At 73.5% G+C, this 26,346-nt stretch carries 19 protein-coding genes and 2 tRNA genes; 13 read left to right on the top strand and 8 right to left on the bottom strand.

Annotated features, from left to right (window positions below):
• The first annotated feature begins 148 nt into the window (after positions 1–148).
• From QBL21_RS26630 to QBL21_RS26600, 7 genes are all read left to right on the top strand, one after another.
• Positions 149–1,432 (top strand): extracellular solute-binding protein, encoded by a 1,284-nt coding sequence (locus QBL21_RS26630; RefSeq protein ID WP_407564762.1) that lies wholly within the window; start codon positions 149–151, stop codon positions 1,430–1,432.
• Between the two features lie 78 nt (positions 1,433–1,510).
• Complete coding sequence (locus QBL21_RS26625) at positions 1,511–2,398, top strand: carbohydrate ABC transporter permease (protein WP_407566568.1); 888 nt, start codon at positions 1,511–1,513, stop codon at positions 2,396–2,398.
• Positions 2,395–3,327 carry a sugar ABC transporter permease gene (locus QBL21_RS26620; RefSeq protein WP_407564761.1) on the top strand — a complete coding sequence of 311 codons (933 nt, stop codon included), beginning with the start codon at positions 2,395–2,397 and terminating at the stop codon, positions 3,325–3,327. The genes QBL21_RS26625 and QBL21_RS26620 overlap by 4 nt, the downstream gene beginning before the upstream one ends.
• Positions 3,328–3,433: 106 nt before the next feature.
• A complete protein-coding gene (locus tag QBL21_RS26615) occupies positions 3,434–5,131 on the top strand; it encodes a glycoside hydrolase family 13 protein (RefSeq protein WP_407564760.1) in 1,698 nt (565 codons plus the stop codon).
• Positions 5,132–5,378: 247 nt separating this feature from the next.
• Complete coding sequence (locus QBL21_RS26610) at positions 5,379–6,023, top strand: SLATT domain-containing protein (RefSeq protein ID WP_407564759.1); 645 nt, start codon at positions 5,379–5,381, stop codon at positions 6,021–6,023.
• 7 nt (positions 6,024–6,030) lie between these two features.
• Positions 6,031–10,266, top strand: coding sequence for an FtsK/SpoIIIE domain-containing protein (locus QBL21_RS26605; RefSeq protein WP_407564758.1), 4,236 nt, complete (start codon positions 6,031–6,033; stop codon positions 10,264–10,266).
• Positions 10,263–12,329, top strand: coding sequence for a metallophosphoesterase family protein (locus QBL21_RS26600; RefSeq protein ID WP_407564757.1), 2,067 nt, complete (start codon positions 10,263–10,265; stop codon positions 12,327–12,329). The genes QBL21_RS26605 and QBL21_RS26600 overlap by 4 nt, the downstream gene beginning before the upstream one ends.
• 197 nt (positions 12,330–12,526) lie before the next feature.
• On the opposite strand, the gene QBL21_RS26595 is transcribed toward QBL21_RS26600, so the two are convergent.
• Positions 12,527–14,131 (bottom strand): FGGY family carbohydrate kinase, encoded by a 1,605-nt coding sequence (locus tag QBL21_RS26595; RefSeq protein WP_407564756.1) that lies wholly within the window; start codon positions 14,129–14,131, stop codon positions 12,527–12,529.
• Positions 14,132–14,261: 130 nt separating this feature from the next.
• The gene (locus QBL21_RS26590) at positions 14,262–14,585 is read right to left on the bottom strand and encodes a YtxH domain-containing protein (protein ID WP_407564755.1); all 324 of its coding nucleotides are present in this window, start codon (positions 14,583–14,585) and stop codon (positions 14,262–14,264) included.
• A gap of 181 nt (positions 14,586–14,766) precedes the next feature.
• On the opposite strand from QBL21_RS26590, the gene QBL21_RS26585 reads away from it, so the two are divergent.
• Positions 14,767–14,839, top strand: a tRNA-Asn gene (locus QBL21_RS26585).
• Positions 14,840–15,059: 220 nt separating this feature from the next.
• A tRNA-Ile gene (locus QBL21_RS26580) sits at positions 15,060–15,133 on the top strand.
• A gap of 94 nt (positions 15,134–15,227) precedes the next feature.
• On the opposite strand, the gene QBL21_RS26575 is transcribed toward QBL21_RS26580, so the two are convergent.
• A complete protein-coding gene (locus QBL21_RS26575) occupies positions 15,228–16,169 on the bottom strand; it encodes a DMT family transporter (protein ID WP_407564754.1) in 942 nt (313 codons plus the stop codon).
• Between the two features lie 544 nt (positions 16,170–16,713).
• Here QBL21_RS26575 and QBL21_RS26570 point away from each other — a divergent pair.
• From QBL21_RS26570 to QBL21_RS26555, 4 genes are all read left to right on the top strand, one after another.
• Positions 16,714–17,025: a hypothetical protein gene (locus QBL21_RS26570; RefSeq protein WP_407564753.1), complete on the top strand. Its 312-nt coding sequence runs from the start codon at positions 16,714–16,716 to the stop codon at positions 17,023–17,025.
• A gap of 144 nt (positions 17,026–17,169) precedes the next feature.
• Complete coding sequence (locus tag QBL21_RS26565; RefSeq protein WP_407564752.1) at positions 17,170–18,588, top strand: hypothetical protein; 1,419 nt, start codon at positions 17,170–17,172, stop codon at positions 18,586–18,588.
• A gap of 15 nt (positions 18,589–18,603) precedes the next feature.
• Positions 18,604–19,647: a hypothetical protein gene (locus QBL21_RS26560; protein ID WP_407564751.1), complete on the top strand. Its 1,044-nt coding sequence runs from the start codon at positions 18,604–18,606 to the stop codon at positions 19,645–19,647.
• 118 nt (positions 19,648–19,765) lie between these two features.
• Positions 19,766–20,248 (top strand): hypothetical protein, encoded by a 483-nt coding sequence (locus tag QBL21_RS26555; protein WP_407564750.1) that lies wholly within the window; start codon positions 19,766–19,768, stop codon positions 20,246–20,248.
• 110 nt (positions 20,249–20,358) lie between these two features.
• Here the strand turns inward: QBL21_RS26555 and QBL21_RS26550 are convergent, their stop codons facing one another.
• The 5 genes from QBL21_RS26550 to QBL21_RS26530 all read right to left on the bottom strand — a co-directional run bounded on the left by QBL21_RS26550 (position 20,359) and on the right by QBL21_RS26530 (position 26,050).
• The gene (locus QBL21_RS26550) at positions 20,359–21,927 is read right to left on the bottom strand and encodes a class I adenylate-forming enzyme family protein (protein ID WP_407564749.1); all 1,569 of its coding nucleotides are present in this window, start codon (positions 21,925–21,927) and stop codon (positions 20,359–20,361) included.
• A gap of 344 nt (positions 21,928–22,271) precedes the next feature.
• Positions 22,272–23,480 carry a lactonase family protein gene (locus QBL21_RS26545; protein ID WP_407564748.1) on the bottom strand — a complete coding sequence of 403 codons (1,209 nt, stop codon included), beginning with the start codon at positions 23,478–23,480 and terminating at the stop codon, positions 22,272–22,274.
• A 344-nt stretch (positions 23,481–23,824) separates the two neighbouring features.
• Positions 23,825–24,445 carry an MBL fold metallo-hydrolase gene (locus QBL21_RS26540; protein ID WP_407564747.1) on the bottom strand — a complete coding sequence of 207 codons (621 nt, stop codon included), beginning with the start codon at positions 24,443–24,445 and terminating at the stop codon, positions 23,825–23,827.
• Positions 24,442–25,527, bottom strand: a complete 1,086-nt coding sequence (locus QBL21_RS26535; RefSeq protein ID WP_407564746.1) for an S-(hydroxymethyl)mycothiol dehydrogenase — start codon at positions 25,525–25,527, stop codon at positions 24,442–24,444. The genes QBL21_RS26540 and QBL21_RS26535 overlap by 4 nt, the downstream gene beginning before the upstream one ends.
• A 106-nt stretch (positions 25,528–25,633) precedes the next feature.
• Positions 25,634–26,050, bottom strand: a complete 417-nt coding sequence (locus tag QBL21_RS26530) for a hypothetical protein (protein ID WP_407564745.1) — start codon at positions 26,048–26,050, stop codon at positions 25,634–25,636.
• Between the last annotated feature and the right edge of the window lie 296 nt (positions 26,051–26,346).

Here is a 26,346-nt window from a genome sequence, read left to right as displayed (position 1 = left end):
GTCGTGCCTCCCTGGTTCTCGGAAGTGACCGTAACTCCTTGCAGAAATCTGTTGCAAGGTCTTTCGGTCCGTTTTCAATCCTGTTAGCTTCCTCGGCGTCCGGCGCCGCGCTGTGCGGTCGCGGTTCCCTGCTGAAGGAGAGTTCACTATGCGACGTGGCATAGCCGCCACCGCCCTGGCCGCCTCACTTGCGCTGGTGGCGACGGCATGCGGTGACGACGGGGACGGCGGCGACGGCGGAAGCGCCGGCGGGCAGGTGACGATCACCTGGTGGGACACCTCCAACGCCACCAACGAGGCGCCCACGTACAAGGCGCTGATCAAGGAGTTCGAGAAGGCGCACCCCGGCATCAAGGTCGAGTACGTCAACGTCCCCTTCGACCAGGCGCAGAACAAGTTCACCACCGCCGCCGGCACCAAGGGCGCCCCCGACGTCATCCGCACCGAGGTCGGCTGGACCGCCTCCTGGGCCAAGTCCCAGTTCCTCGCCCCGCTCGACGGCACCGCGGCCCTGGCCGAGCAGGACGACTTCACGCCCTCGCTGCTCAAGCAGGCGCAGTACGAGGGCACCACCTACGGCGCCCCGATCGTCACCGACACCCTCGCGCTGATGTGGAACAAGGACCTCCTGAAGAAGGCCGGCCACGACGCGCCGCCCGCCGACTGGGACCAGCTCATGGACGTCGCCGCCGACGTCGAGGACAAGGCCGGCGCCGACGGCTTCTGGGTCAACAAGGACCCGTACTACACGCTGCCGTTCCTCTTCGGCGAGGGCACCGACATGGTCGACGCCGAGGCGCAGAAGATCACCGTCAACTCGCCCGCGGCCGTCACCGGCGTGGAGAAGGCCAGGGAGATCGTCGAGGCGCCGGGCACCGCCGACCTCGACGTCACCGCCGACGCGTACGCCCACATGCAGGACGCCTTCGTCAACGGCAAGGTCGCCATGGTGATCCAGGGCCCGTGGGAGCTGACGAACGTCTACGCCGGCTCCGCCTTCAAGGACAAGGCCAACCTCGGCATCGCGCCCGTCCCGGCCGGCTCCACCGGCAAGGCCGGCGCCCCCACCGGCGGCCACAACCTCTCCGTGTACAACGGCTCCGACGAGGCCCACCAGGAAGCCGCGATCGAGTTCGTCGGCTGGATGACCTCCGCCGACACCCAGGCGAAGATCGCGGTGAAGAACGGCACCCTGCCCACCCGCACCTCCGCCTACACCGACGAGGTCAAGGCCGCCCCGGGCGTCGCCGACTACCAGCAGGTGCTGGCCGACACCGCACAGCCGCGCCCCGCGCTGCCCGAGTACTCCACGCTGCTCGGCGACGACTTCGCGCAGAGCCTCGCCGCCGTCCTCAAGGGCGACACCGGCGTCGAGGACGGACTCGACGCAACCGCCGAGAAGTTCGGCGAGCTGGTCCCCGACTTCGCGTAGCGCCGCAGCGGGCCGGAAGGGCACCAAGTGATCAGCAGCCTCAAGCAGTCGTACAGCCGCCACTGGTACGCCTACGCCATGGTGGCGCCCGTCCTCGCCGTCCTCGGCGTGCTCGTGGCGTACCCCCTGGGCCGCGGCATCTACCTGTCGCTGACCGATGCCACGAGCGACAACGTCGGCCGCACCATCGGCGTCAACGAGATCCCGGACAGCTTCTCCTTCGTCGGCCTCGACCACTACGTCGAGATCCTCACCGGCAGCGGCGCCGACACCTTCTGGAAGCAGTTCGTCTGGACGCTCTTCTGGACCGCCGCCTGCGTCGCCCTCCACTACGGCATCGGACTGGGCCTGGCCGTCCTGCTCAACCGCAGGATGCGCGGGCGCACCCTGTACCGGCTGGTGCTGATCCTGCCCTGGGCGGTGCCGACGTTCGTCACCGTCTTCTCCTGGCGGATGATCCTCGCCGACGGAGGCGTGCTGAACTCCGCGTTCGCCTCCGTCGGCATGCCCGAACCGGCCTGGCTCAGCGAGCCGTTCTGGCAGCGGACGGCGGCGATCGTCGTCAACACCTGGTGCGGGGTGCCGTTCATGATGGTCTCGCTGCTCGGCGGGCTCCAGTCGATCCCGGGCGAGCTGTACGAGGCCGCCGAGACGGACGGCGCCACGCCCTGGCAGCGCTTCCGCTACGTGACCCTGCCCGGGCTGCGCGCGGTGAGCAGCACGGTGATCATGCTGGGCGTCATCTGGACGTTCAACCAGTTCATCGTCATCTTCCTGCTGTTCGGCTCCACCGCGCCCGACACCGAGATCCTGGTCACCTGGGCCTACCGGCTCGGCTTCGGCCAGACGCCGCGGGACTACGCGGGCTCCGCCGCGTACGGCGTGATCATCCTGTCCATGCTCGTCGTGCTGGTGTCGGTCTACCGGCGCTGGCTGAACCGCAACGAGGAGGCGGCCGTCCGATGACCCGCTCCGCTACCTCCGGCCCGACCCGCCCGGCCACATCCCCGCGCCGCCCCGCCGCCTCCCGCCCCTCCCGCCCCGCGACCTCCCGTCCGCGCCGCCGCGGCGAGCGCAGCACGGCCGGGTCCGTCGCGCTGCACGGCACGCTGCTGCTGGCGAGCTTCGTCGCGCTCTTTCCCGTCGCCTGGCTCGCCTGGATCTCGCTCGGCCCCGACAAGACCGACTTCCTGCACGCCGGCGAGATCGCCGGGAAGGCGAGCCTGTCGAACTACACCACCGTCCTGTCCGACACCGACTTCCTGCACTGGGTCGGCAACTCGCTGATCGTCAGCCTCGGCACCTGCCTCGTCGGCGTCTTCGTCTCCGCCAGCGCCGCCTACGCCGTCTCGCGCATGCGCTTCCCCGGCCACCGGCAGCTCATGTGGACGTTCCTGGTCACCCAGATGTTCCCGTTCGCGATCCTCATCGTGCCGCTCTACAACATCCTCGCCGGGCTCGACCTGCTGGACACGTACTGGGCGCTGATCGCGGTCAACCTCACCCAGGCCGTGCCGTACTGCGCCTGGCTGCTCAAGGGCTACTTCGACACCATCCCGCACGAGATCGACGAGGCCGGCCGGGTCGACGGGCTCACGCCCTTCGGCACGTTCTGGCGGCTGGTGCTGCCGCTGGCCCGGCCGGGCATGGCGGTCGCGGCGTTCTACACCTTCCTCACCGCGTGGGCGGAGTTCGCCTTCGCGTCGGTGTTCCTGCTCAGCTCCGACAAGTACACGCTGCCCATCGGCCTGGCGACCTTCGTCAGCGAGCACGACCAGCAGTGGAACCTGATGGCCGCCACCGGCGTGCTCATCGCGATCCCGGCGGCGGCGTTCTTCTACCTCGTCCAGCGCCACCTGGTGACCGGCCTGACCGCCGGCGCCGCCAAGTCGTGAGTCCCTACACCCCTCCCGCACCCCCACCGCTCTTACGCCCCCACCTCCCGCAAGCCACTGGACGCGGCCCGCGCGGCCGCCCGCCCACCGACGACCCGGGGAAGACATGACCCAGCACCTTGCCGCCCGTACGGCCGCCGACTCCGCCGACGCCCTCGACTGGTGGCGCGACGCGGTGATCTACCAGGTCTATCCGCGCAGCTTCGCCGACGGCGACGGCGACGGCACCGGGGACCTGCCCGGCATCCGCGCCCGGCTGCCGTACCTCGCGAACCTCGGCGTAGACGCGGTGTGGCTCAGCCCCTTCTACGCCTCCCCGCAGGCCGACGGCGGCTACGACGTCGCCGACTACCGCGCCATCGACCCCGTCTACGGCACCCTCCACGACGCCGACGCCCTCATCCGCGACGCCCACGAGCTGGGCCTGCGGATCATCGTGGACGTCGTACCCAACCACTCCTCCGACCGCCACGAGTGGTTCCGCCGCGCCCTGCGCGAGGGCCCCGGCTCCCCCCTGCGGGCCCGCTACCACTTCCGCCCGGGCAAGGGCGCGCACGGCGAACTGCCGCCCAACGACTGGGAGTCCATCTTCGGCGGCCCCGCCTGGACCCGCTGCCCCGACGGCGAGTGGTACCTGCACCTCTTCGCCCCCGAGCAGCCCGACTTCGACTGGGAGCACCCGGCGGTCGCCGACGAGTTCCGCTCCATCCTGCGCTTCTGGCTCGACATGGGCGTGGACGGCTTCCGCGTAGACGTCGCCCACGGCCTGGTCAAGGCCGCCGGGCTGCCCGACATCGGCGGCGACGACCAGCTCAGGCTGCTCGGCCACGCCGCCGTGCCGTTCTTCGACCAGGACGGCGTGCACGAGATCTACCGGAGCTGGCGGCGCGTCCTGGAGGAGTACCCCGGCCGGCGCATCGCGGTCGCCGAGGCGTGGACGCCGACCGTGGAGCGCACCGCCAACTACGTCCGGCCCGACGAGCTGCACCAGGCGTTCAACTTCCAGTACCTCGGCACCTACTGGGACGCCGCCGAGCTGCGCTCCGTCGTCGATGCCTCCCTGGCGGCCATGCGCCCCGTCGGCGCGCCCGCGACCTGGGTGCTGTCCAACCACGACGTCACCCGGCACGCCACCCGCTTCGCCAACCCGGCGGGCCTGGGCACCCAGTTGCGCTCCGCCGGCGACCCGGTGCTGGGCCTGCGCCGGGCCCGCGCGGCGACGCTGCTGATGCTCGCGCTGCCCGGCTCCGCGTACCTCTACCAGGGCGAGGAGCTGGGCCTGCCGGACGTCACCGACCTGCCCGACGAGGTGCGGCAGGACCCGGCGTTCGCGCGCGGGGCGGGGCAGGACGGGTTCCGCGACGGCTGCCGGGTGCCGATCCCGTGGACGGTGGCGGGCAGTTCGTACGGCTTCGGGGACGGCGGGAGCTGGCTGCCGCAGCCGGCCGGGTGGGGGGAGCTGAGCGTCGAGGCGCAGACCGGCGACCCCGGCTCCACGCTGGAGCTGTACCGGGCGGCGCTGGCGGTACGCCGCGAACACCCGGCGCTGGGCGCGGGGGACGGGGTCGAGTGGCTGGACGCACCGGCGGGGGTGCTGCTGTTCCGGCGCGAACCGGCGGACGGCGGCGCGGCGTTCGTCTGCGCGGCGAACACCACGGACGCGGCGGTGCGGATCACGGTCCCGGCGGGGCGGCTGCTGCTGGCCAGCGCGGAGGGCGCGGGCGGTGAGCCGGTCGGGCAGCAGGGCGGCGAGGTGGAGCTGCCGGCGGACAGCACGGTGTGGTGGTCGGCGGAAAGCGCCTGAGACGGCGGTACGGAGCGGGGGAGCGCCCGGTCCGTACGGAGCGGGGAAGCGCCCGTGCGCGTACGGACCGGGCCCGGCCCGCGGCGTACGGCACGGGCGCAGACCCCCGGCGTGTACGGCCCGGGCCCGCCTCCGCGACGTACCGGACGGATCGCCGGGGTGGCGGGTTCCGCCCGTCCGCCGCCCCCCGGGCCCCCGTTGCCGATAGCCTCGGTGAGCTGGACTGGGGCGAGCGCGGAGGCAGTTGATGCCGGGTCGGGACACGGGGACGCCGGACGTCCGCATCGGACGGGGCAGAGGCCGCGACCTGCGGGGCCGGCCCTTCCCCGGCGCCGCGCTGGAGGCCACCGGCGGGCAGCGGGAGATCCTGCGCGAGCTGCGGGCGTGGGCGGAGCGCGAGGCGGAGGACGCCATCGAGTGGTATCTCAACGACAAGCGTCTCAAGCGCCGCGGCTCCCGCGTGATCAGCGCGCTGACGATCCTCCTCGCGGTCGCCGGCACGCTGATCCCGCTGGCGAGCGTCGTCTCCGGCGGCCCGCCGCAGGGCTGGGGGTACGTCCTGCTGGCGCTGGCGGCGGGCTGCAAGGGCTTCGACCACTTCTTCGGGCTCTCCTCGGGCTGGATGCGCGACATCACCGCGGCGCACGCGCTGCGCGCCGAGCTGAACGACTTCCGGATGGCCTGGGCGGCGGAACAGCTCCGCGCGGCGGAACCCGCTTCCGGCACCCTCGACCCGGCGGCGCTGGAGCGCCGGCTCGCGCTGCTCACGTCGCTGGTCGAGGCCGTACGGAGGCAGGTGGAGTCGGAAACGGCGGAGTGGCTGAGCGAGTTCCGCGCCACGGCGCAGCAACTCCAGGACCACGCGGGGCCGCCGCCCGGCGAGCGGGTGTGAGGCGCGGGTGGCCACGGAGCGGTTGCTGACGGTCGTCCTGCCGGACGGCAGGGAGCGGGACGTCGTCCTGGAGGCGCCGGACGGCGCGTGGTTACCGCTGGTGTCCCGGCGGCTCGCGGAGTGGTTCGGCCGGCCGCACAGCGCGGACCGGCTGTTCTTCGCCGACGGCACCGAACTGCCACGCGACGCTACGCTCGCGGACGTGCCCGTACGGCCCGGCACCCGGCTCTGGCTCGGCGAGCCTCCCGCCGGCCCCGACCTGGGCGGCGGAGCCCCCCAGGCGATCCACCGCGCACTTCTCCAGTCGGGTTTGGCCGAAGAGGGCGGAGGCGGCACACTGCTCTTCTCCCGTTCGCGCGGTGGGACGGACGCCGCGGCCCCCGAGCGCGGCGGCTTGCGCCGGCTGCTGGGGGGTGGGCGGCGGCGTCCGGGCAACGGGCCGGCCCACCGGATGGTCTACACGGATTCCCGTCAACTACTCGCCGACGCCCGGTGGGCCGCGGAGGAGCTGTGGCACCGGACCCCGGGCAGCGCCGAGTTCCTCGGCCTGGAGCTGGGCTCCACCACCGACCCCTACGGGGTGCGGCTGCCGGTCATGGTGGACCTGCCCGCCGCCGGTGTCCTCGGCGTCGCGGCGCGTGAGGCCGTGGACGGCGTCGGCGCGTGGCTCGTCGCCCAGATCCTGGCCACCCACAGCCCTGCCGACGTCGACGTACGCGTCCTGACCACCGGCCGGGACCCCGCCGTCTGGGGCTTCCTCCGCCTGCTTCCCGCCACCGCCGCCGGCCCCCGGATCGCCGATGCCGGGGCGTCGGCCCTGCACATCGACGACCTGCTCGGCCGCACCCGCTCCCGGCCCGGGAGCCCCCGGCCGGCCGCCGCCGTCCTCGTCCTCGACGGCGTCCGCCAGTTGCGCGAGCTGCCGGGGGTCACCGAACTGCTCCGGAGCGGGCCCGAGTACGGGGTGTTCACGATCTGCCTGGAGTCCGAGACGCGACTGCTGGCCCCGGAATGCCGCGCGGTGGCCGAGATCGACGGCGGTACCCGGCTGACGCTGGGGGGAGAGCACGCCCACCAGGGCTGGCGTCCGCACCGGGCCCACCCCTCCCTGTCCGACCGCGTCGGCCGCATCCTTGCGCCCCTCCGCGATCCCGCTGCCGTCGGCGAGCCGGCGGGCAGCCCCCGCCTGCTCGACCTCCTCGGACTCCACGGCCCCGGCCCCCACGACCTCGTCTCCCGCTGGCGGCTCCGCCGCCCCGGGCTTTCCGCGCCCGTCGGCGAGTCCCTGGGCGTACCCCTGTTCATCGACCTCGCGCGCGACGGCCCGCACGCCCTCGTCGCGGGCACGACCGGCTCCGGCAAGACGGAGTTCCTGCGCACCTGGATCGCCTCCATGGCCGCCGCCCACCCGCCCGACGCGGTGTCCTTCCTGCTGGTGGACTACAAGGGCGGCAGCGCGTTCGCCGACTGCACCCGGCTGCCGCACACCGTGGACGTGCTCGGCGACATCGACGGCTATGTCGTCGAGCGAACCCTCACCGGTCTGGCCGCCGAGCTGCGCAGGCGCGAAGAAGTGCTGACGAGGGCCGGGACACCGGACATCGGCGCCTACGCCGACCTGTACACGGCCGGGGACCCGCGGGCGCCCGAGCCGCTGCCCCGGCTGGTGGTCGTCGTGGACGAGATCGCCTCGCTCACCCGGGAGCTGCCCGACTTCGTCACCGGTCTGGTCGACCTCGCGCGGCGTGGCCGCTCCCTCGGAGTCCACCTGGTGCTCGCCACCCAGCGGCCCGGCGGCGGCGTGGCGACCGCCGAGATCAGGGCCGGCACCAACCTCCGTATCGCGCTGCGCCTTGCGGACCGGAACGAGAGCGCGGACGTCATCGACGCACCGGACGCGGCCTGGCTCGGCAAGTCCGAGCCCGGCGCAGCGTACGTACGCACGGGCGCCGAGACCCTCGTGCGCCTGCGCACCGCGCGCGTGGGCGACCGCCCCGCGCCCGTCCAGGTCGGCAAGCATCCGGTGCAGATCCGCGGCGCCGATGGCACGGACCACGAGGACACCGGCGGTTCGCTGCGCGTGGAGCCGGAGCCGACCGGGCCGACGGATCTCGCCGTTTTGGTCGACTCCGTCCGCGACGCCACCGCCGTCCTCGACATCGCCTGGCCCACCGCACTCTTCCCGCCCCCGCTCGCCGACGAGATCCAGCTCCGCGGGCCGTTGACCGAGGACAACCTGGCCGAGCACGCGCGCGACCTCCTGCCCGTGCCCATCGGGCTGGCCGACGTGCCCGAGGACCGTTTCCAGAGCTTCGCCGTACTCGATCTCGCCGACACCCTGCCCCTGCTCGTCTCCGGCGGCCCGCGCAGCGGGCGCTCACAACTGCTGCGCACGGTCGCCGGCTCGGTCGCCCGCCAGCACAGCCTCGCCGACGTGCACCTCTACGGCATCGACTGCGGCAACGGCGGACTGCAAGCGCTCGCCGAACTGCCGCACTCCGGCGCCGTCGTCTCCCGCAACGAGCCCGACCGGCTGACCCGGCTGCTGGACCGGCTCACCACCACCGTGCGCGTCCGGCAGTCGGAGCTGGCAGCGGAGGCGTTCGCCGACGTCGCCGCCCAGCGGCAGGCGGTGGCCGCGCACCGGCGGCTGCCCTACCTGCTGGTGCTCGTGGACGGCTGGGAGGGCTTCGTCGACGCGATGGCGGACGTCGACTACGGCAAGCCCGTGGACGACTTCATCCGGCTCTGCCGGGAGGGGCCGCGGGTCGGTGTCTGCCCCGTCGTCGCGGGCGGGCGGGCCGTGGTCCGCGGCCGCATCAGGGCGGCGGCGGCCGAGGTGCTCGTGCTGCGGCAGGCGGACGAGACGGACTACCTGGATGTGGGTATCAAGCCGTGGTACGTGCCCGGCCGCATGCCGCCGGGCCGCGCGCTCTACGCCGAGGGCAGGGACCGTACCGTCGTGCAGATCGCGCTGCTGGCCGGCGACCCCACCGCCCGCGGCCAGGCCGAGGCGCTGGCCCGGATCGGCGCGGAGGTGCGCGAACGGGACACCCGTGTGCCGCCGACGGGGCGACCGTTCCGCGTCGACGCCCTCGACCTCGCGGCCGACCGCTTCCACGTCGGCGGCGGCACCGGCCGCCCCGTGGGGCGCGAGGCGGAGCTGGCGTGGCTGCGCGACCGGTACGCCACCGGCACCTCCGTCGCGCTGCTCGGCCCGCGCCGGGCGGGCAAGACGTGGGTGCTCGGCGAGCTGGAGCGCCGCCTCGTAGCGGACGGCGCCGGCCGGGTCCGCAAGCTCACCGTCCCGCACCGCGCCACCCCCGTCGACAGCCCCGACCAGCTCGCCGCCCTCCTCGACCCCGCCGTACGCGGTGCGGCGAGCCCCGCCGAGGCGCTGCTGACCCGGGCGAACGAGCCCGCGGCGCGCGCCGACCGGGAGGCGTTCCTGCTCGACGAGGTGGGCCGGCTCGCCGAGTACCACCCCGCGGCCGTCTCCTGGCTGCGCGACCTCGGCCAGGCCGGCGCGTGGCTCGTCTACACCGGCACCGAGAAGGACTGGCAGACCGTCGTACGCTCCGCGCTGACCGCCCCCGGCTCCAGCTTCGGCAACGACGTCGACAAGCGCATCCTCGGCCCCCTCGGCGAACCGCACGCGCTGGCGTTCCTCACCGGCACCGCCGCCAACCTCGGCGTCGACATCGAACCCGACCGCGCGGCCGCCCGGATCCTGGCGCTGGTCGGCACCTGGCCGTTCTACCTCCAGGTGATGGGCGACGCGGTCGTACGTGCCGTCCAGGCCGACGACCGCCGCCCCCTGACCAGCGGGGCCGCGCTCGAAGAGCTGCGCAGGCAGGAGCTGTTGATCGGGCGCAGCGAGCAGTTCCAGTCCCGCTGGGCGGAGATCGGCCCCGCGGGCCGCGCCGCGCTGCTGCACACCCCCGGCGAGCCCCCGCCGGAGCCGGCGCCGGCGCAGCGGATGGAGCTGCGGGACGTGGGGCTGCTGCGGCCGGGGGACGTGTGGCTGGCGGACCGGCCGTTCTTCGACTGGATCGCGCTCAGCCAGGTGTCGCTGCACGACGAGTCGTTACGGGGCGGGGTACGCGGCGAGATGCCGGGCCCGCGTACGGCGGCCACCCCGACCCCCCTATCCGCCCCCGCACCCGCTCCCGCACCGGCCGAGCCGCCGCCGGACGACCCCCGGGCCGAGGGCCCCCGCACCGACGAGGAGTCAGCCCCATGAGCCGCTTCCGGCCGAGCCGGACCTACCAGCACGAGCTGGACGTCCGGTTCCCCGGCGACCACGTGCCCGGCTGGGCGCGGCCCCTGGTCGAGGGCCAACTGCCCAACTCCGCCGCGTGGCTGGTGGAGCTGCCCCGCCGGGCGGGCAAGACGTGGCTGGCGCACGCCGTCGAACGGGCCCGGGCCGACCGGCCGTCGCTGCGGGTCGACCTGCGCTCGACGGCCGAGACGGTACGGCGCCGGGGCCTGGCCTGCCTGCGCGGCGGCCGGCAGGCGCCGGCGGTGTCGCCGGGGTGCGTGGTGCTGGTCGACGAACCGGCCCTGGTGCGCGGCGCGGACGGCGGGCCCGGCGGGCCCGGCGGCCTGGGCGGTTCCGCCGGCGGAGCCCGTACGCACCGCACCGCCTGGGGAGACGGCGCCCCCGCCCTCGGCGGCGTCGGCCCCGCCGCCCTCGCCGCCGGGCTTGAGCAGGTGCGCGACGCGGGCGCCGTGCCCGTCGTCTTCGCCACCCCCGCCGAGCAGTTGCTCCTCGCCCCCCACCTCGGCGCCGACGCCCCCAAGGACGTGCTGCGCCCGCCGCGGCTGACCGACGCCGAGTGCGCCCGCATGGCCGACCGCGTGCCCGAGTGGGCGCCCGGCGTCGTGGCCATGCTGCGGGAGGCGGAACCGGCGTGGCTCCAGACGCCGTTCCTCCTCGAACTCGCCCTCCAGACCGCCGAGGAGCACCCCGCGCTCCGCGCCGACGCGGCGCGGCTGGCGACGGCCGCGTACGAGGAGGCGTGCGGCCGGCACCAGTACGTGCCGCAGTGGTTCCACGACGGCCTCGCCGCCGAGCACCGCGCCGCGCTGCGGGCGCGGCGGTGGCGCGACGCGGGCGTCGAGGCCGGCGTACGGGACGCGCACACGCCGCCCGCCGACGACCCCGTGATCGTCCGCCATCTGCCCGACGTGCTCCGCATCCACCACATCACCGACCTCCACCACGGCGGCGGGCTGCGCGACAACGTGGACGCCAAGGACACCTCGCAGGCCGGGCAGCGGCTCGCGGAGCTGGCCGGCGCGGGCTCGCCGCTCGACGCGTACCTGGAGCACGTACGCCAGCTCGCCGCCCGGGGCCGGGCCCCGCACCTGGTCATCGCCACCGGCGACCTCGTCAACCGCCCCGTCGACGCCGACGGCGAGACCGCGCTCGCCTGGCTGCGCGCGCTGGAGGACCACCTCGCCGACCACCCCGACCTGCGCCCCGACGACCCGCGGGTGCTGCTGACCGGAGGCAACCACGACGTGTCGTGGGAGCTGTGCCTGGACGAGGACCCGCAGGCGCGGCACCGCTGGTTCGCCCGGGTCTTCGCCCCATACCCGCACCCCGACCTGCACGAGCCCGACACCGCCGCCCGCCGCGTGTACGTCACCTACCCCGGCGCCGGGCTGCGCGTCGCGCTCCTGGGCACCGCCGAGTCCGGCGGCGAACCGGCGCACGACCGCGACCGCGAGCGGCTGGCGCGGTTCCGCGCGGACTACGTGGAGGCGGCGGACGCGGCGGACGACGAGGCCGTACGCCGTATCGTCCTGGACTTCGAGCGCCACGACCCCGGCGTCCTCGCCCGCGGCGTACTCGACCGGCTCAAGAGCGAACCGGGCTACGTCACCCTGGCGGCCCTGCACCACCCGCTGTCGCCGGTGCCGGCGGTGGAGATCGCCCCGTACTCGGGGGTGGTCAACGCGGGCCAGGCGAAGTGGACGCTCGCGGAGGCCGCCACGTCGCTGGTCCTGCACGGCCACACGCACCTGGGCTTCACCGCGGCCGAACGCCTGCTGGGCACCGCCAGCCCCTGGACCACCCGCATCGCGGGCGCCCCGGCGCTGGGGAGCCGCGAGTCCGACGAGCGCAACGGGTACAACGAGGTCTTCGTCGCCCGCGAGGGCGGCGCACACGCGCTCGCGCTGCGGACGGTGCGCTACGAGGCGGGCACCTGGACCCCGGCCCACCCGGTCGCCTTCACCCCGGGCGCCCCGGACGAAACCCCCCTCAGGGTGCTCTGCGAAGACCCCGCCCACCTCTGACCGACGGGAGCACGCGGTGCCGGTCGCGAGGCCGCGTGCCGACGCCGGCAGGCGTCGGCGTCGGGCGGTACGTGCCGGCGCTGCCGGGGAGGTGCCCCCGCTGCCGCCGAGCCGCGGGCCTCGCCGGCGGTCGTGACCGACCCGCCCGCCTCCCCGCCCGCCCGCCTGCCCGCCTGCCCGCCGCGAGCCAACCCGGCTCAGCCCTGCGGCACTTCCTGCCCCGCCCCCTGGCCCTGCCCCTGCTCTTCTTGGCTGTGCCCGTGCCCCAGCCCGTGCCCCGGCTCTCCGCCGGCCGCCGCGCCGTCCGTAGCGCCGGCCGCCGCCGCACCCGCCGTGCCGGCCGCAAGCCCCAGCGCACCCGGGTGCACCGACTCCCGTACCGCCGCGTACTGCTGCCGTACCGCCTGGCCCAGCGCCAGGTCCTCGTCCGCCTCGAACGTCTCGTGCGGTCCCGTCTCCCACACCGGCGGCGTCTCCGCGCCCAGCCGGCCCTCCGCGACCCCCAGCGCCCACGCGGCCTGCCGGGCGGCGCCGAGCGCCGCGTAGTCGGCGGACGCCGGGACCACGACCTGCGCCTGGAAGACGGCCGGCGCCAGCGCCTGCACCGCCGGAAGGCCGGCCGCGGCACCGAGGAGGAAGACGCGGCGTACGCTCACGCCCCGGGCGCGCAGCACCTCCAGCGCGTCCGCCAGGCCGCACAGCATCCCCTCGAACGCGGCGCGCGCCACGTGCTCGGGCCGCATGCTCTCGCGGCGCAGGCCGTGCAGGGAGCCGGCGGTCTGCGGGAGGCTCGGGGTGCGTTCGCCGTCGAGGTACGGCAGGAGTACGAGCCCGTGGGCGCCGGGGGTCGAGGACAGCGCCAGCTCCGAGAGCCGCTCCAGGTCGGTCGGCGCCAGGCCCAGCAGCTCGGCGGCGCCGCGCAGGGCGCGTACGGCGTTGAGGGTGTGGACCACCGGCAGGTGCAGGCCGGTGGCGTCGGCGAGTGCCGTGATGGTGCCGCCGGCGTCGGGCAGGGCCGCGTCGTGGACGGCGTAGACCGAGCCGGAGGCGCCGAGGGTGACGACCGCGTCGCCGGCGCCGAGGCCGAGACCGAAGACGGCGGCCATGGTCTCGCCGGTGCCGGCGGAGATCAGCAGCCCCTCGGGGGTGCGGCCGGCGGCCTCGGCGGGGCCGAGCACCTCGGGCAGGCCGGCCTCGTGGCCGAGGGCCAGCTCGACCAGGTCGCGGCGCCACTCGCCGGCGTGCGCGGACCAGTAGCCGGTGGTGGAGGCGGAGCCGCGGTCGGTGGTGCGCCGGGGCGGCTTGCCGAGGAGCTGCCAGACCAGCCAGTCGTGCGGGGTCATGAGCTGCGCGGTGCGCTTGGCGAGGCCCGGCTCGGCGGCGGCGAACCGGCGCAGCTTGGTGACGGGCAGCTTGGCGTCCGGCACGGCGCCGACCGCCTCGGCCCAGGCCGCACGGCCGCCGAACTCGGCGGTGAGGTCGGCGGCGGCGCCCTGCGCCCGCTTGTCGTTGCCGGTGAGCGCGTGGCGTACGGGCGTGCCCGCGGCGTCCAGCGGGATCACGGCGTGTGCCTGGGCCGCGACGCCGATGGCCTGCACACCCTCCAGCAGACCGCCGTCCGCGGCCTCACCGAGTGAGAGGAGCCACGTCTGCGGGTCCGCCTCGTACGCCGGCGCCTCGTCGGCGGACTCCGGCGCGGGGTGCGGGGCGTAGCCCTGCTTGAGTACCGCGCCGGTGTCGGCGTCGCAGACGACGATGTTGGTGCCTTCAGGCGAGCTGTCCAGACCGGCGACTATCCCCATGCCGCAGATGATGCCCTATCGGCGGGGCCGGCCGGGCACCGGCGGGGTTTCGGCCGCGGGACCGGCCGGATCCGGCCTGCCCGGGCCGGGGCCGGTCGAACCGTTGCTCGCCCGGCACCCGCCCCCGGGGTCAGGTGTTCGTCGTACCCCACTCGTCGGACTCCTCGCGCCGGCCGCGGCTGCCGTTCGCGTGCCCGTTCCCGTGGAGGAAGTGGACACGCGAGGCGACGTTCTCGGGCACCACGTCCGCGAACTTGGTGGAGAGCGAACTCGCCGCCTTGGTCACGGCGTCCCGGCTGGTCAGCGCGGCCGCCTCGGCGGCGTTGCGCACCGCGGGGGACTCGCGGAACTGCTGCGCCGCCTTTCGCAACTGCTCGTAGCGCTCGCGTCCGGCCCGACTGCCCAGGACGTACCCGACGGCGATCCCCGCAACGAAGCTCACCCGGTACCGCATGGTCTCCACCTTCCCTCGGACTGCTCGACTGGGCTGTCCCGCCCTGCTGTCACGGGTACGCGTACCCGGGATCGGGGCAAGGGTGATTACCGATTTCGGAGCGGACCCAGCCATGCGCTAATGTATGGCGAGCAGCACAGGAGCGCCCCCCGGGAGCCGGAAGGGCCTCCGTGCGGAGCAGTCCTCCGTAGCTCAATCGGCAGAGCAGCCGGCTGTTAACCGGCAGGTTACTGGTTCGAGTCCAGTCGGGGGAGCAGGTACGCGAAGGCCCCGAACGGGGCCTTCGCCCCTTTCTGCGCCGTACGACGCTCCCACCCTGCCGCCGCCCCCGGAACCGGAAGCGGTCCACCCGCGTCCTTCCGGACATGCGCAGCAGCCCGGCCCCTCCCCGGCGACGGGGTCTCCGGGCGACAGATCCTATGAGCGGCTATGCTGCGGCAGACGGCGCGCACATCTGTACGTGACGCGCCGTACGGGGCGGTAGCTCAGCCGGTTAGAGCAACGGACTCATAATCCGTCGGCCGTGGGTTCGAGTCCCACCCGCCCCACCCAGAGACCCCTCAGAGGGATCGTTTCGACCTGCGGTTTCCCGCGGCGTTCTCCGCGGCCCGGGCCGACGCGTCACGGCGTCGGGGACCTGCGTCACGTGGGGGAACGGACCGGCCCCTGCGCATCGGCGCCCCAGAGGCGTTCGGCGCCCAGCACCCCGACGGAACAGATGAGGACCAGGAGGGCTCCGGAGGCTGACCGGGCAGTGAACGAAGCGCCGGTGAGCAGCAGGATGAGGGTGCTCAACAGCGGGATGGCGTATCCGAGCGGGGCGAGCCTTCCCTCGCTCAGCACCATTCCCCAGCTCCACAGCATGTAGCCGCCGGCCACCGACCCCGCGCCCACGTAGAGAGCTGCGAAGACGGCCGGGGACAGCGCCCAGCGGGTGTCGGAGGTGACGGTGAGCAGAGCGGAGAAGGCCAGGCCCGCGCTCGCTCCCCACAGCAGGATGTCCAGTTGGGGGGCCCGGGACCGTACGACACCGAACGTGAAGAAGGTCATGCAGACCGCTGACAGGAGAGCGGCCGCGTAGCCGAGAAGGTTCCCGTCTCCTGAGACACCGCCCTGAGAGGAGAAGATCAGCAGAACACCGCAGAAACCGAGAAACGCGAAGGCAAGTCCTGCGGTCGTGGTACGGGTGCGGATCACGCTGAACGAGTAGACCGCGGCGAACATGGGCCACCCGTAGGAAATGACGTTCGCTTCGACCAGAGGCGCGTAGGCGAACCCCACATATTGCAGCGTGAGGGTCCCTCCCAAGCCGACGATACCGACGACGGCTCCGCCCGCAGTGCTCTTTCGGCTGATGACCGGTCGAGGCGCGGACGGGGAGAACCGCCGTTGCTGAACGGTCCGCACGGCCAGAAGAGTGATCGTGCAGGCGCTGAACTGAAGAACGAGGACCGCCTGCCAGGACAAGTCATCCAGTGCGGCGTTCGCGGCGATCGCGTGCGTCGACCAGAAAAGCACACCCAGCAGCGCCGGTACGGCAGGTTGAACGGAGCTTCCCCTCTCGGCGACTCGGAGCGCGTTCATATTTTTTCGAGGCGATCTTGATTTATCCACCGGAGGGCATCGTGCGCGCAGAAAGCGGACCCGCCGGGGAGTACCAACGCGGCCGAGGTGAATGTCTCTTCATTCTTCTCCTGACTCGGAGACGGTACTGCGATGCATCGTATGCCGGCCCGGGCTGCCGCGATGATTCCGGGACCGGAGTCCTCGATGGCGATACACGCGCGTGCACGCCGCTCGCCGGCACATCGCGGGGCCGTGTGCGGGCGCTTCGGGAAGGTGTGCCGGGCCGGGCCCCGGCTCCGTGGGCCCGGCCGCGAGTCGCTTGGGGCCCGAGGAGGTCAGGGGGTGGGGCGGCGGTACGCCCTGGTTCGGCGGGTCGTAGGGCATCTCGTTCTGGTAGAAGTACTGCGCCCGGGGTGAGGCCCTGCGCGGAACCGCGGGCGGCGATTCGTCGTCTACCTTCCCAGGTCGCGCGGCGCCGGACGGAGTTGTCGGTGCCGCGGCCGGGACGACCGGGAACGATGTGCAGGGGGCGCCCGTGGGGAACCGTCCGACGGATTGGCACGTGCTCGATCTGGATGACGACCCCACGCCGGGGGATCCGGAGCGGGTCAGGCAGCTCGCGCGGGAGTTGCACGACTTCGCGGACGACGTGGCGGACGCGCTGCGGCAGATCAAGGGCATGGCCGGTGAGGATGCGCTGCTCCGCTGGGCGGGGAAGACGGCGAAGGCGTTCCAGGACGGAACCTCAGGAAACTTCAGCGCTCGTACGACCTGGCGGGTGACGCGCTGGCGGCGTACTGGCCGAAGCTGGAGCGGGCGCAGTCCCTCGCCGACAAGGCGCTCGCCAAGGGCCGGGAGGCGCAAAGCGACCTGACCGCCGCCAACGGGCGGCTGGATTCGGCGAACTCGTGGGTCGAGCGGGCGACGGACAAGACCAAGGAGTACGACGAGAAGGAGGGCAAGGAAAAGCCCGACGGGGCCCCTCGCGTGGGACAGCTCGCCGGGCGGACTGATCACGGTGACCCGCTCAGACACGGAGGTGACCGCGCACTTCCAGCCGGTGCCCGGGGGCGGGCCCGGTGACCTGCCGCTCCGGGCGCTCACCGACCGCAACGGCAACCGCATCACCGTCGCCTACGACGATGGCGCCTCTCCCACCGCGGTCGTGCACGAGGGCGGTTACACGGTCGACGTCACCACCGCCGGCGGCCGGATCACGGGCCTGCGCCTGCGTGGCGCCCCGGAAGCCCCCGCACTCGTCCGGTTCGGCTACGACGCCAACGGTGACCTCACCGAGGTCGTGAACTCCTCCGGCCACCCGCTCACGTACACCTATGACGACCGCCACCGGATCACGGGATGGCGGGATCGGATCGGTTACTGGTACACGTACGACTACGACGACCGCGGACGCTGCACGGCGACCCGGGGGACGGACGGATTCCTCGACTACGCGTACGCGTACGACGACGAGACCCGGCTCACCACGGTCACGAACTCGCTGGGCAAGGCAAGCCGCTACCAGTTCAACGACGCCTACCAGCTCGTCGCCGAGACCGACCCGCTGGGGAACGTGACCAGGCGCGAGTGGGACCGCTACGACCGCCTCGTCAGGATGACGGACCCACTCGGGCGCAGCACGTCGTACGCCCACGACGACGACGGCAACGTCACCGAGATCACCCATCCCGACGGCAGCGTCTCCCGGGCGGCCTACGCGGGCCCCGGACGCCCGGAACGGATCGTCGAGCCCGACGGCGGCGCATGGCGATACGCGTACGACGACGCCGGCAACCTCGTCGCCGAGACCGATCCGCTCGATGCGGTCGCGACGTCCGAGTATCACCCGTCGGGTGCGCTGCGCCTCGTCACCGACGCCCTGGGCCACCGCCGGCACGTCGAGGTGAACGGCCTGGGACTGCCCGTCAGGATCACGGATCCCGAGGGCAACGTGACGGCCGTCGAGTACGACGCCTTCGGCCGGATCAGCGTGCTCACCGAGCCCGGCGCCGCCCGCACGGAGATGGTGTGGACCCCGGAGGGCCTGCCCGCCCGGCGGCGCTGGGCGACGGGGGAGACGGAGGAGTGGGCGTACGACGCCGAGGGCAACCTGGTCGAGCACGTGGACGCGAACGGGGCCAGGACACGCACGGAGATCGGGGCGTTCGGGGTCACCACCGCAGTGACCAACCACCTCGGCGAGCGGACCGTGATCGAGTACGACACGGAGACCGCCCTGCGGCGGGTCGTCAACCCGCTCGGGCAGTCGTGGGAGTACCGGTACGACGACGCGGCCCGGCTGGTCGGCGAGACGGACTACAACGGCCGGTCGCTCACCTACCGCTACAACGCTGCCGGGGACGTTGTCGCGCACGTCAACGGCGCCGGACAGCGGACGGAGTTTGTCAGGGACGCCAACGGCGCCACCGTCGAGTAGCGCACCCACGACGGCGTGAGCCGCTTCGGCTACGACGCCGCGGGACGACTCGTCCGCGCGTCGAACCGGCATGCCGAGGTCTGTTTCGTGTACGACCGGTGCGGGCGCCTGCTGGCGGAGGAGTGCAACGGCCGGGCGATGACCAGCACCTACGACGCGGCGGGCAGGCGCCTGCGCCGGGTCACCCCCTCGGGCGCCGTTGCCGACTGGTCGTGGACGCCCGAGGGCCGGGCCGCCGCGGTCACCACCGCCGGGACGACCGTCGCGTTCCACCGCGACGCCCCCGGCAACGAGATCGAGCGCCGCGTCGGCCCGGCGGCCGTACTGCGGCAGGAGTGGGACCGGGGCAGGCGGCTCGTGTCGCAGGCGCTGGTACAGGACGGCGGTACCCGGCAGCGGGGCTTCCGCTACCGGGGAGCCGGCCGGATGACCGGTGCGGGTGCGGCCGAGCTGACGCTGGACGACCTCGGCCGGGTCGTCGCCCTCACCTCGGCGGAGCACAGCGAGCGCTACGCGTACGACCCGCTGGGCAATCTCACCGCGGCCGAGGTGCGCACCGGCGACCGGCTCTCCGAGTCCACTGAAGACACCTCCCTCACGTACTCCGGCACGCTGCTGCGCACCGCCGGACGCCGCAGGTACGAGCACGACGGCCAGGGCCGTCTGGTCCGCAAGAGCGTGCGCACGCTGTCGGGCAAGCTCCGGGAGTGGACGTACGAGTGGGACGCCGAGGACCGGCTTCTCGCCCTCACCTGTCCCGACGGGGCCCTGTGGGAGTACGCGTACGATCCACTCGGCCGCCGGATTGGCAAACGCCGCAGGGACGGCGCGGTGACCACACAGGAGACCGTCTTCGCCTGGGACGGCTCGCGGCTGGCCGAGGAGATCTCGGGCGGCCGGGTGACGACCTTTGACTGGGAACCCGGGGCCGATGAGCCCGGCGGAAATCATGAAGAAGCCGGGCGGCTTCAAGTCGTTCCTCGGCCTCACGAAAGAAAAGTCGGAGTACCTGATCGAGTTCGAGATGGACAAGGCCCTCTTCAAGGCGATCAGGGGTGATCGGGGCAAGCACGTATGGTACAGCCCGGGTGATCTCAAGGTCCCCAAGAGCGCGATCTCCTATCACGGCCCCACCTCCGGCTGGGCCCCCTAGGACGCCACCGCAACAGGAGCAACTGTGGAACTGACCGGATACCCCACCGACTTCCTCGCGGACGTCGGGTTTCCCGAGGCCGTGCGGAGGTTCCTCGTGCGCCGGACGGGCCACTGGCCGCAGCTTCTCCTCAACGGAGAACGCCTGGACGACGCGGCGCTGCGGAACTGGCAACTGCCGGAGGAGCCGGACGCGTCCGAGTCGAACATCCTCGGCTTCGCCCGCGACGCCGCGATGGAGCAGCACTGGGAAGACGAGGGGTACGCGCTGGACGACACCCGCGAGGGACCGTTCGCCCTCTTCTACTCGCGCTATAGCCGGCCGTTGACGGCCGGCGCGGTCACCGGTGTCTCCGGCGTACCGGAGCAGCTCGCCGAGTCGGTCGAATCCATCGGCCTCATGCTCACCGGCTTCTTCGTGGTCACCCTCCTCACCCCCGACGACCCGGCCACCGACCCCTTCTCCGGCATCGTTCTCCGCGACCTGCGCGACAGTCTCGCGTCGTAGCCTCGCCGGAGGCCGGAGGCCGGAGGCCGGCGGTCGGTCTGGCGGGGGCGGGTTCTGTGGGGGCCGGCGGCCGGCCGGGGGTAGCCGGCCGCCGGGGTCGTCGGCCGCCTTCAGAGGCGGTCGTGGAGGAGGCGGGACAGCTCCACGCGGCGGGTCTTGAGGGTCGCGGTGCGGGGGAGTTCGGCCAGCGGCAGGTGGACGGGCGCGCCGAGCTGGGGGTAGTCGGCGGTGGCGGCCTTCCAGCGGGCCGGGGCCAGGGGCTCGTCGCCGCGGGTGCACAGGACGGGGACGGGTTCGGCGTCGGGGCCCTGGACGACGACGAGTTCGACGAGTTCGTCGAGGCGGTCCAGGACGGCGTCCTCGATCTCCAGGCTGGAGCCGACGCCGGGGATGGTGTCGACCTCGCGGTCGAGCATGTGCAGGCAGCCGAGCTTCGTGCGGTAGCCGACGTCGCCGGTGCGCCACCAGCCGCCGTTGACGTTCTCGTCGTAGCGGTCCTGTTCGCCGTGGTACGTCTTGGCGATGCCGGCCCAGCGGACCTCGATGAACCCCGGGTTCGTCTCCGAGACCGCCCGCTCGTTCTGCGAGACCACGCGGACCCGGGCGCTGCCGGGCAGCGGGAAGCCGACGCAGCGGCCGTCCATGCGGTGGGTGTCGCGCCGGAAGTACGGGCGGCCCACGGCGGGGCCGACCTCGGACTGGCCGTAGATCTGGAAGAACTGCGGCGCGCGGCGGCGGGAGGCGTCCAGGAGGCGGCGTACGGTACGGGGGTGGATGGCGTCGAACGTGGAGGAGAAGTACTTCACCGACGCGAACGGCCTGCGGGGGTCCGCGGCCAGGCCCTCCCAGGCGAGGAACGAGTTGGGCAGCGCCTCGACCAGGCCGGGCCGGTTCCGCAGGAAGAACTTCGCGACCTCCTCCGGCTCCTGGTTGTTGAGCAGGATCGTCGGCATGCCCTTCATCAGCACCAGCGTCATCGCCGCGAACAGCCGCGAGTGGACGAACGGCACGCTGACCGCCACCGTCTCGCGCCGCCGCATCAGCGCGAGCATGAAGAGCTGCGGGCGCAGCCGGGCGCGCATGGTCCGCGGGGTGTGCACGACCAGCTTCGGCACGCCCGTCGTCCCCGAGGTGTGCGTGATCATCGCCGGCTCGTCGAGCCCCTGGAACACCGGCCGTACGGGCGGCGAGCCGGCGAGCCGGGCCAGCGACGACACCCCGCGGCCGGCCCCGGCCACGGCGATCACCGACGCGGTCAGCTCGTCCAGCGGCAGGCCGGCCAGCTCGGTCAGCTTCGGGCCGTCGGTGAGCAGATGGGGCCGGTGCGGGCCGTGCAGGCGCTTGAGCAGGGCGGCGACGGTGGGCGCGGGCAGGGCGGGGGAGAGCATGACGGGGACCGCGCCGAGGCGGGCGGCGGCGGTGGCGAGCAGCCAGGCGTCGAAGTTCGCCCGCTTGTAGACGACGACGTGCTCCCCGGCCCGTACGCCCGCCGCCGCGAGCCGGTTCGCCAGGTCCGCCGCGAACTCCGCCACCTCGGTCACCGTCAGCCGGCGGCCGGCCTCCGGGAGGGTGTCGAGGTCGTGGTCGAGGGTCAGCAGCGTGCCGCCGTGCCTCGCCGCGGCCCGCTCCGGCACCGTACCCAGATAGAGGCCGCGCTTGTGATTCGGATTCTGGCTCATGAGGCCCTCCACCCAGACCGGCGTCACGTTCGGTTACCGGGGGGCGACGGTGCCGCCCGGAGTCGCGCGCCGACAGTGTGGGGTGGGGGACTTGGCTGCCAACAGGGGGCAACTTGGTGCCTAGTTGAGTATTCGTCACTGGAAAAGCGACATACAAGACACGCCCGACCTCTCAGGCGCCTGGGTTGGGGTGTGAGGCGGTGTTTGATTTCAGTTTCGAATTGTGGCGTCGAGCACAGGGGGTTCGCTGCCGTGGTACGGGGTTCCCGCGGGCCCGTCACGAGGTGACCCAACGTGACGGGCCCGCGGGCCGCTCGCCTCCCCGGGGTGGCAGGACGCGGGTGTCAGGTGGGCAGGACGCAGCCCGTGGACGCCGTCGCGAACGGCTCACCCGACGCCGTGAGCGCGCCGCTCTCCGCGTCCACGGTGAACACGCCGATGGTGCGGCCCCGTTCGTTGGCCGAGAAGAGCAGCGCGCCGTCCGGCGACAGCGTGATGTGCCGCGGCCAGTTGCCGCCGCACGGCACGGTGTCCACCAGGCTCAGCGCGGCGCCGCCGTCCTCGACGGCGAGCCGGGCGACGCTGTCGTGGCCGCGGTTGGAGAGGTAGACGAAGCGGCCGTCCGCCGAGATCGTGATCTCCGCCGGGAAGTTGCCGCCGGGATCCACGTCGTCGGGGAGGGTCGACAGGCTCTCCAGCCGGGTCAGCTCGCCGGTCGCCGCGTCGTGGGAGTACGCGGTGACGGTGCTGTCCAGCTCGTTGGCCACGTACGCGTGCGTGCCCTCGGGGTGGAAGACCATGTGCCGCGGCCCGGCGCCCGGCACGGACTTCACTTCCGAGACCGACGACAGGGCGCCGCTGCCCGCGTCGAGCGCGTACGTGTAGACGGAGTCGGTGCCCAGGTCCACGGCGTAGACGAAGCCGCCGGCCGGGTCGGTGACGATCTGGTGCGCGTGCGGGCCCTCCTGGCGGTCCGGGTCGGGGCCCGAGCCGGAGTGCTGGACGAACCCGGTCCGCTCGCCGACGCTGCCGTCGGCCTCGATGACGTGCGCGGCGACGCTGCCGCTGCTGTAGTTGGCGCTGAGCAGATGCCCGCCGCCGGGGTGCACCGACAGGTGCGTGACCCCGGCGCCGCCGGTCGACTGCACACCGCCCAGCGCGCTGAGCGCGCCGTCCGCGCCGATGGCGTACGCCCGCACCCCGCCCTCGGCGCCGCCGCCGACGGTGGAGTAGAGGACGTCGCCGGAGGGGGAGAGGGCGAGGAAGTCGGGGTTGGTGACGTCGCCGAAGCCGCCGCCGGTCTCGGCGAGCGCGCCGGTGGCGGTGTCGTACGTGCAGGCGACGATGCCCCGGCCGTAGGTGCCGAGGTAGAGCGGGCGGAGGGCGAGGGCGCGGCCGGCGCCTGCTGCGCGGGTCGCCTGCGGGGAGCCGGCGTGGGCGGCGCCGACGCCTATGCCCGCGGCGCCCAGCGCGCCGGCGCCGAGGGCGCCGAAGAGCAGGGAGCGGCGGCTGGCGCCGGGGCGTGCGGGGTGGTTGCCGCGAGATGACGGCATGGGAGACCTCCAGTGGGGGATGGAGGGACGATGGGTGGCATGTCCCGGCATGAGCATGCCGGGAGCCCCCGGAGGGGTCAACGGCGCGTCAGGGGGGCCGGGCGGGGGCCGGCGGTGCGGGGGAGGTCGCGCTGCGAGGGCGGCCAACGGGGCGGTGGGAGGGCGCGTTTCGTACGCCGGGACCGTACGGGCGGGCCGCATGCCGCGGGCGGTACGCGCGGACCGCCCGGCCCGGACCGCACGGCCCGGACCGTACGCGCGGGCCGTAACCAGGGCCCTACCTCACCCCGGCGGCCACGCCTCACGCCCGGCCGCCGCCCCTCACCCCCTCCTCCCCCCGGCCGTCACCACTCCTCCGCGCCGGCCCCCTCCGCCGCGATCGTGGTCGGTTCCCCGTGCCCGGTACGCACCACCGTCTCCGGCGGCAGCGTCAGCAGCCGCGCGCGGATCGACGCCTCGATCGTCGGGCGGTCGGAGTACGAGCGGCCGGTGGCGCCCGGGCCGCCGTGGAAGAGGGTGTCGCCGGTGAACACGGTGCCCAGGTCCGGGGCGTACAGGCAGACCGCGCCCGGCGCGTGGCCCGGGGTGTGCAGGACCGTCAGCTCCGTGCCCGCGACCGTCAGCGTCTGGCCGTCGGTGAGGCCGCCGTCCGGGGCGCGGTCGGGGTGGGTCATGTCCCACAGCACCCGGTCGTCGGGGTGGAGGAGGACGGGGGCGCCGGTACTGGAGGCGAGCGCGGGGGCGGCGTCGATGTGGTCGTCGTGCGCGTGGGTGCAGACGATGGCGGTCACGCGGCGGTCGCCGACGGCGGCGGCGATGGCGTCGGCGTCGTGGGCGGCGTCGATGACGAGCACCTCGGCGTCGTCGCCGACGAGCCACACGTTGTTGTCGACGTCCCAGGTGCCGCCGTCGAGTGAGAACGTACCGGAGGTGACCAGGTGGTCGATGCGGGCGGGGCCGCTCACAGGATCACCACCGAGCGCAGCACGTCGCCGGCCTGCATCCGCGCGAAGGCCGCCTCCACGCCGTCGAGTTCGATGGTCTCGGAGACGAAGGCGTCGAGGTCGAGGCGGCCCTGCCGGTAGAGGTCGATGAGCATGGGGAAGTCGCGGGACGGCAGGCAGTCGCCGTACCAGGAGGACTTCAGCGCGCCGCCACGCCCGAAGACGTCGAGCAGCGGCAGCTCCAGCTTCATGTCGGGCGTGGGCACGCCGACGAGGACGACGGTGCCGGCGAGGTCGCGGGCGTAGAACGCCTGCTTGTACGTCTCCGGGCGGCCGACCGCCTCGATGACGACGTCGGCGCCGTTGCCGCCGGTCAGCTCCCGTACCGCCTCGACGGGGTCGGTGTCGCGGGCGTCGACCGTGTGGGTGGCGCCGAGGCCCGTCGCGGTGGTCAGCTTCCGCTCGTCCACGTCGATCGCGATGATCTTCGCGGCGCCCGCCAGCCGCGCCCCCATGACGGCGGCCCCGCCGACGCCGCCGCAGCCGATGACGGCGACGGAGTCGCCGCGGCCGACGTTGCCGGTGTTGAGCGCGGCGCCGAGACCGGCCATCACGCCGCAGCCGAGCAGCCCGGCCGCGGCGGGGGACGCCTCGGGGTCGACCTTCGTGCACTGGCCGGCGGCGACGAGGGTCTTCTCCGCGAACGCCCCGATGCCCAGCGCGGGCGACAGCTCGGTGCCGTCCTTGAGCGTCATCTTCTGCGTGGCGTTGTGGGTGTCGAAGCAGTACCAGGGCCGCCCCCGCTCACACGCCCGGCACCTGCCGCACACCGCACGCCAGTTGAGGATCACGAAGTCGCCGGGCGCCACGTCGGTGACACCGTCGCCGACGGACTCCACCACACCGGCGGCCTCGTGGCCGAGGAGGAACGGGAAGTCGTCGTTGATGCCGCCCTCGCGGTAGTGCAGGTCGGTATGACACACCCCGCACGCCTGCACCGCCACCACCGCCTCCCCGGGCCCGGGATCGGGCACGACGACGGTCGCGATCTGCACCGGCTCGTCCTTCGCGCGCGCGACGACGGCTCGTACGTCCTGGGGCATGAGGGCGCTCCATTCCAACGCTGGCGGGCCTCATACAGTACGTCCCCACCCCCGCCGAGACCCCCCACCCGCCCACGGACGCGCCCGGCGCCGTCCGCCCGGCGCATCAGCCCCGGCGCCCGGGTCCCGGAAGGCTGCCCTCAGGGTCGACTTCGGGGTGCGTGAACCGCACGGGCTTGCGCAGCGACCGGGCGTAGGCGATTTCGGCTCGGGTGCTGTCTCCGATGTAGTCGCCGACTACGAGCACCTCGTCAGCCAGCCGGATCTTCGCCCGGTGCAGATCGTCGAGTCGAACCTTCAGCGCCTCGGCCTCGACAGGATCGGACCAGAGTTCATGCGGCGACTTCATGTCGCAGCCCGGTTTGACGACAATCTTTCCGGCTTTGGTCTCCCGCAGATCGGCCTCGTTCATCTCCGTCATGAAGCGGGTGGAGCCGCAGATCACGACGATACGCGGGAGGCTCAACAGGTTCTTCGCGTCGGCGAGCTTCTCCGCGGGGGTGAGCAGTTGCGGGTATGACACTGGTTCCTCCCGGTGGTGGGGTCCAAGGGGCGCCTGCGGAGACGAGAACGAGGGTGACCCAAGATCGTTTTGTGGCGAACGACGTGGACACCCTCGCGACAGCACTTTATGCGACGACCGACGACATGTGTTGCGGCGGGCGGACCGGCTGGTTGCGCTGTGGGACGGGGGGAAGGGCGGGACCGTGGTGGCGGTGCGGGCGGTCGGGGTGCCCGTCGATGTGGTGTGGCCGGAAGGTTCGGTGCGGGGAGGCGGGGGCGGAAATTCGGGGGGCATCTGACCGGCGGGCTCTGAGC

This window comes from Streptomyces sp. 184 (assembly GCF_045781775.1).
Classification (GTDB): Bacteria; Actinomycetota; Actinomycetes; order Streptomycetales; family Streptomycetaceae; genus Streptomyces.
This window is presented reverse-complemented; position numbering and strand designations above follow the sequence as displayed.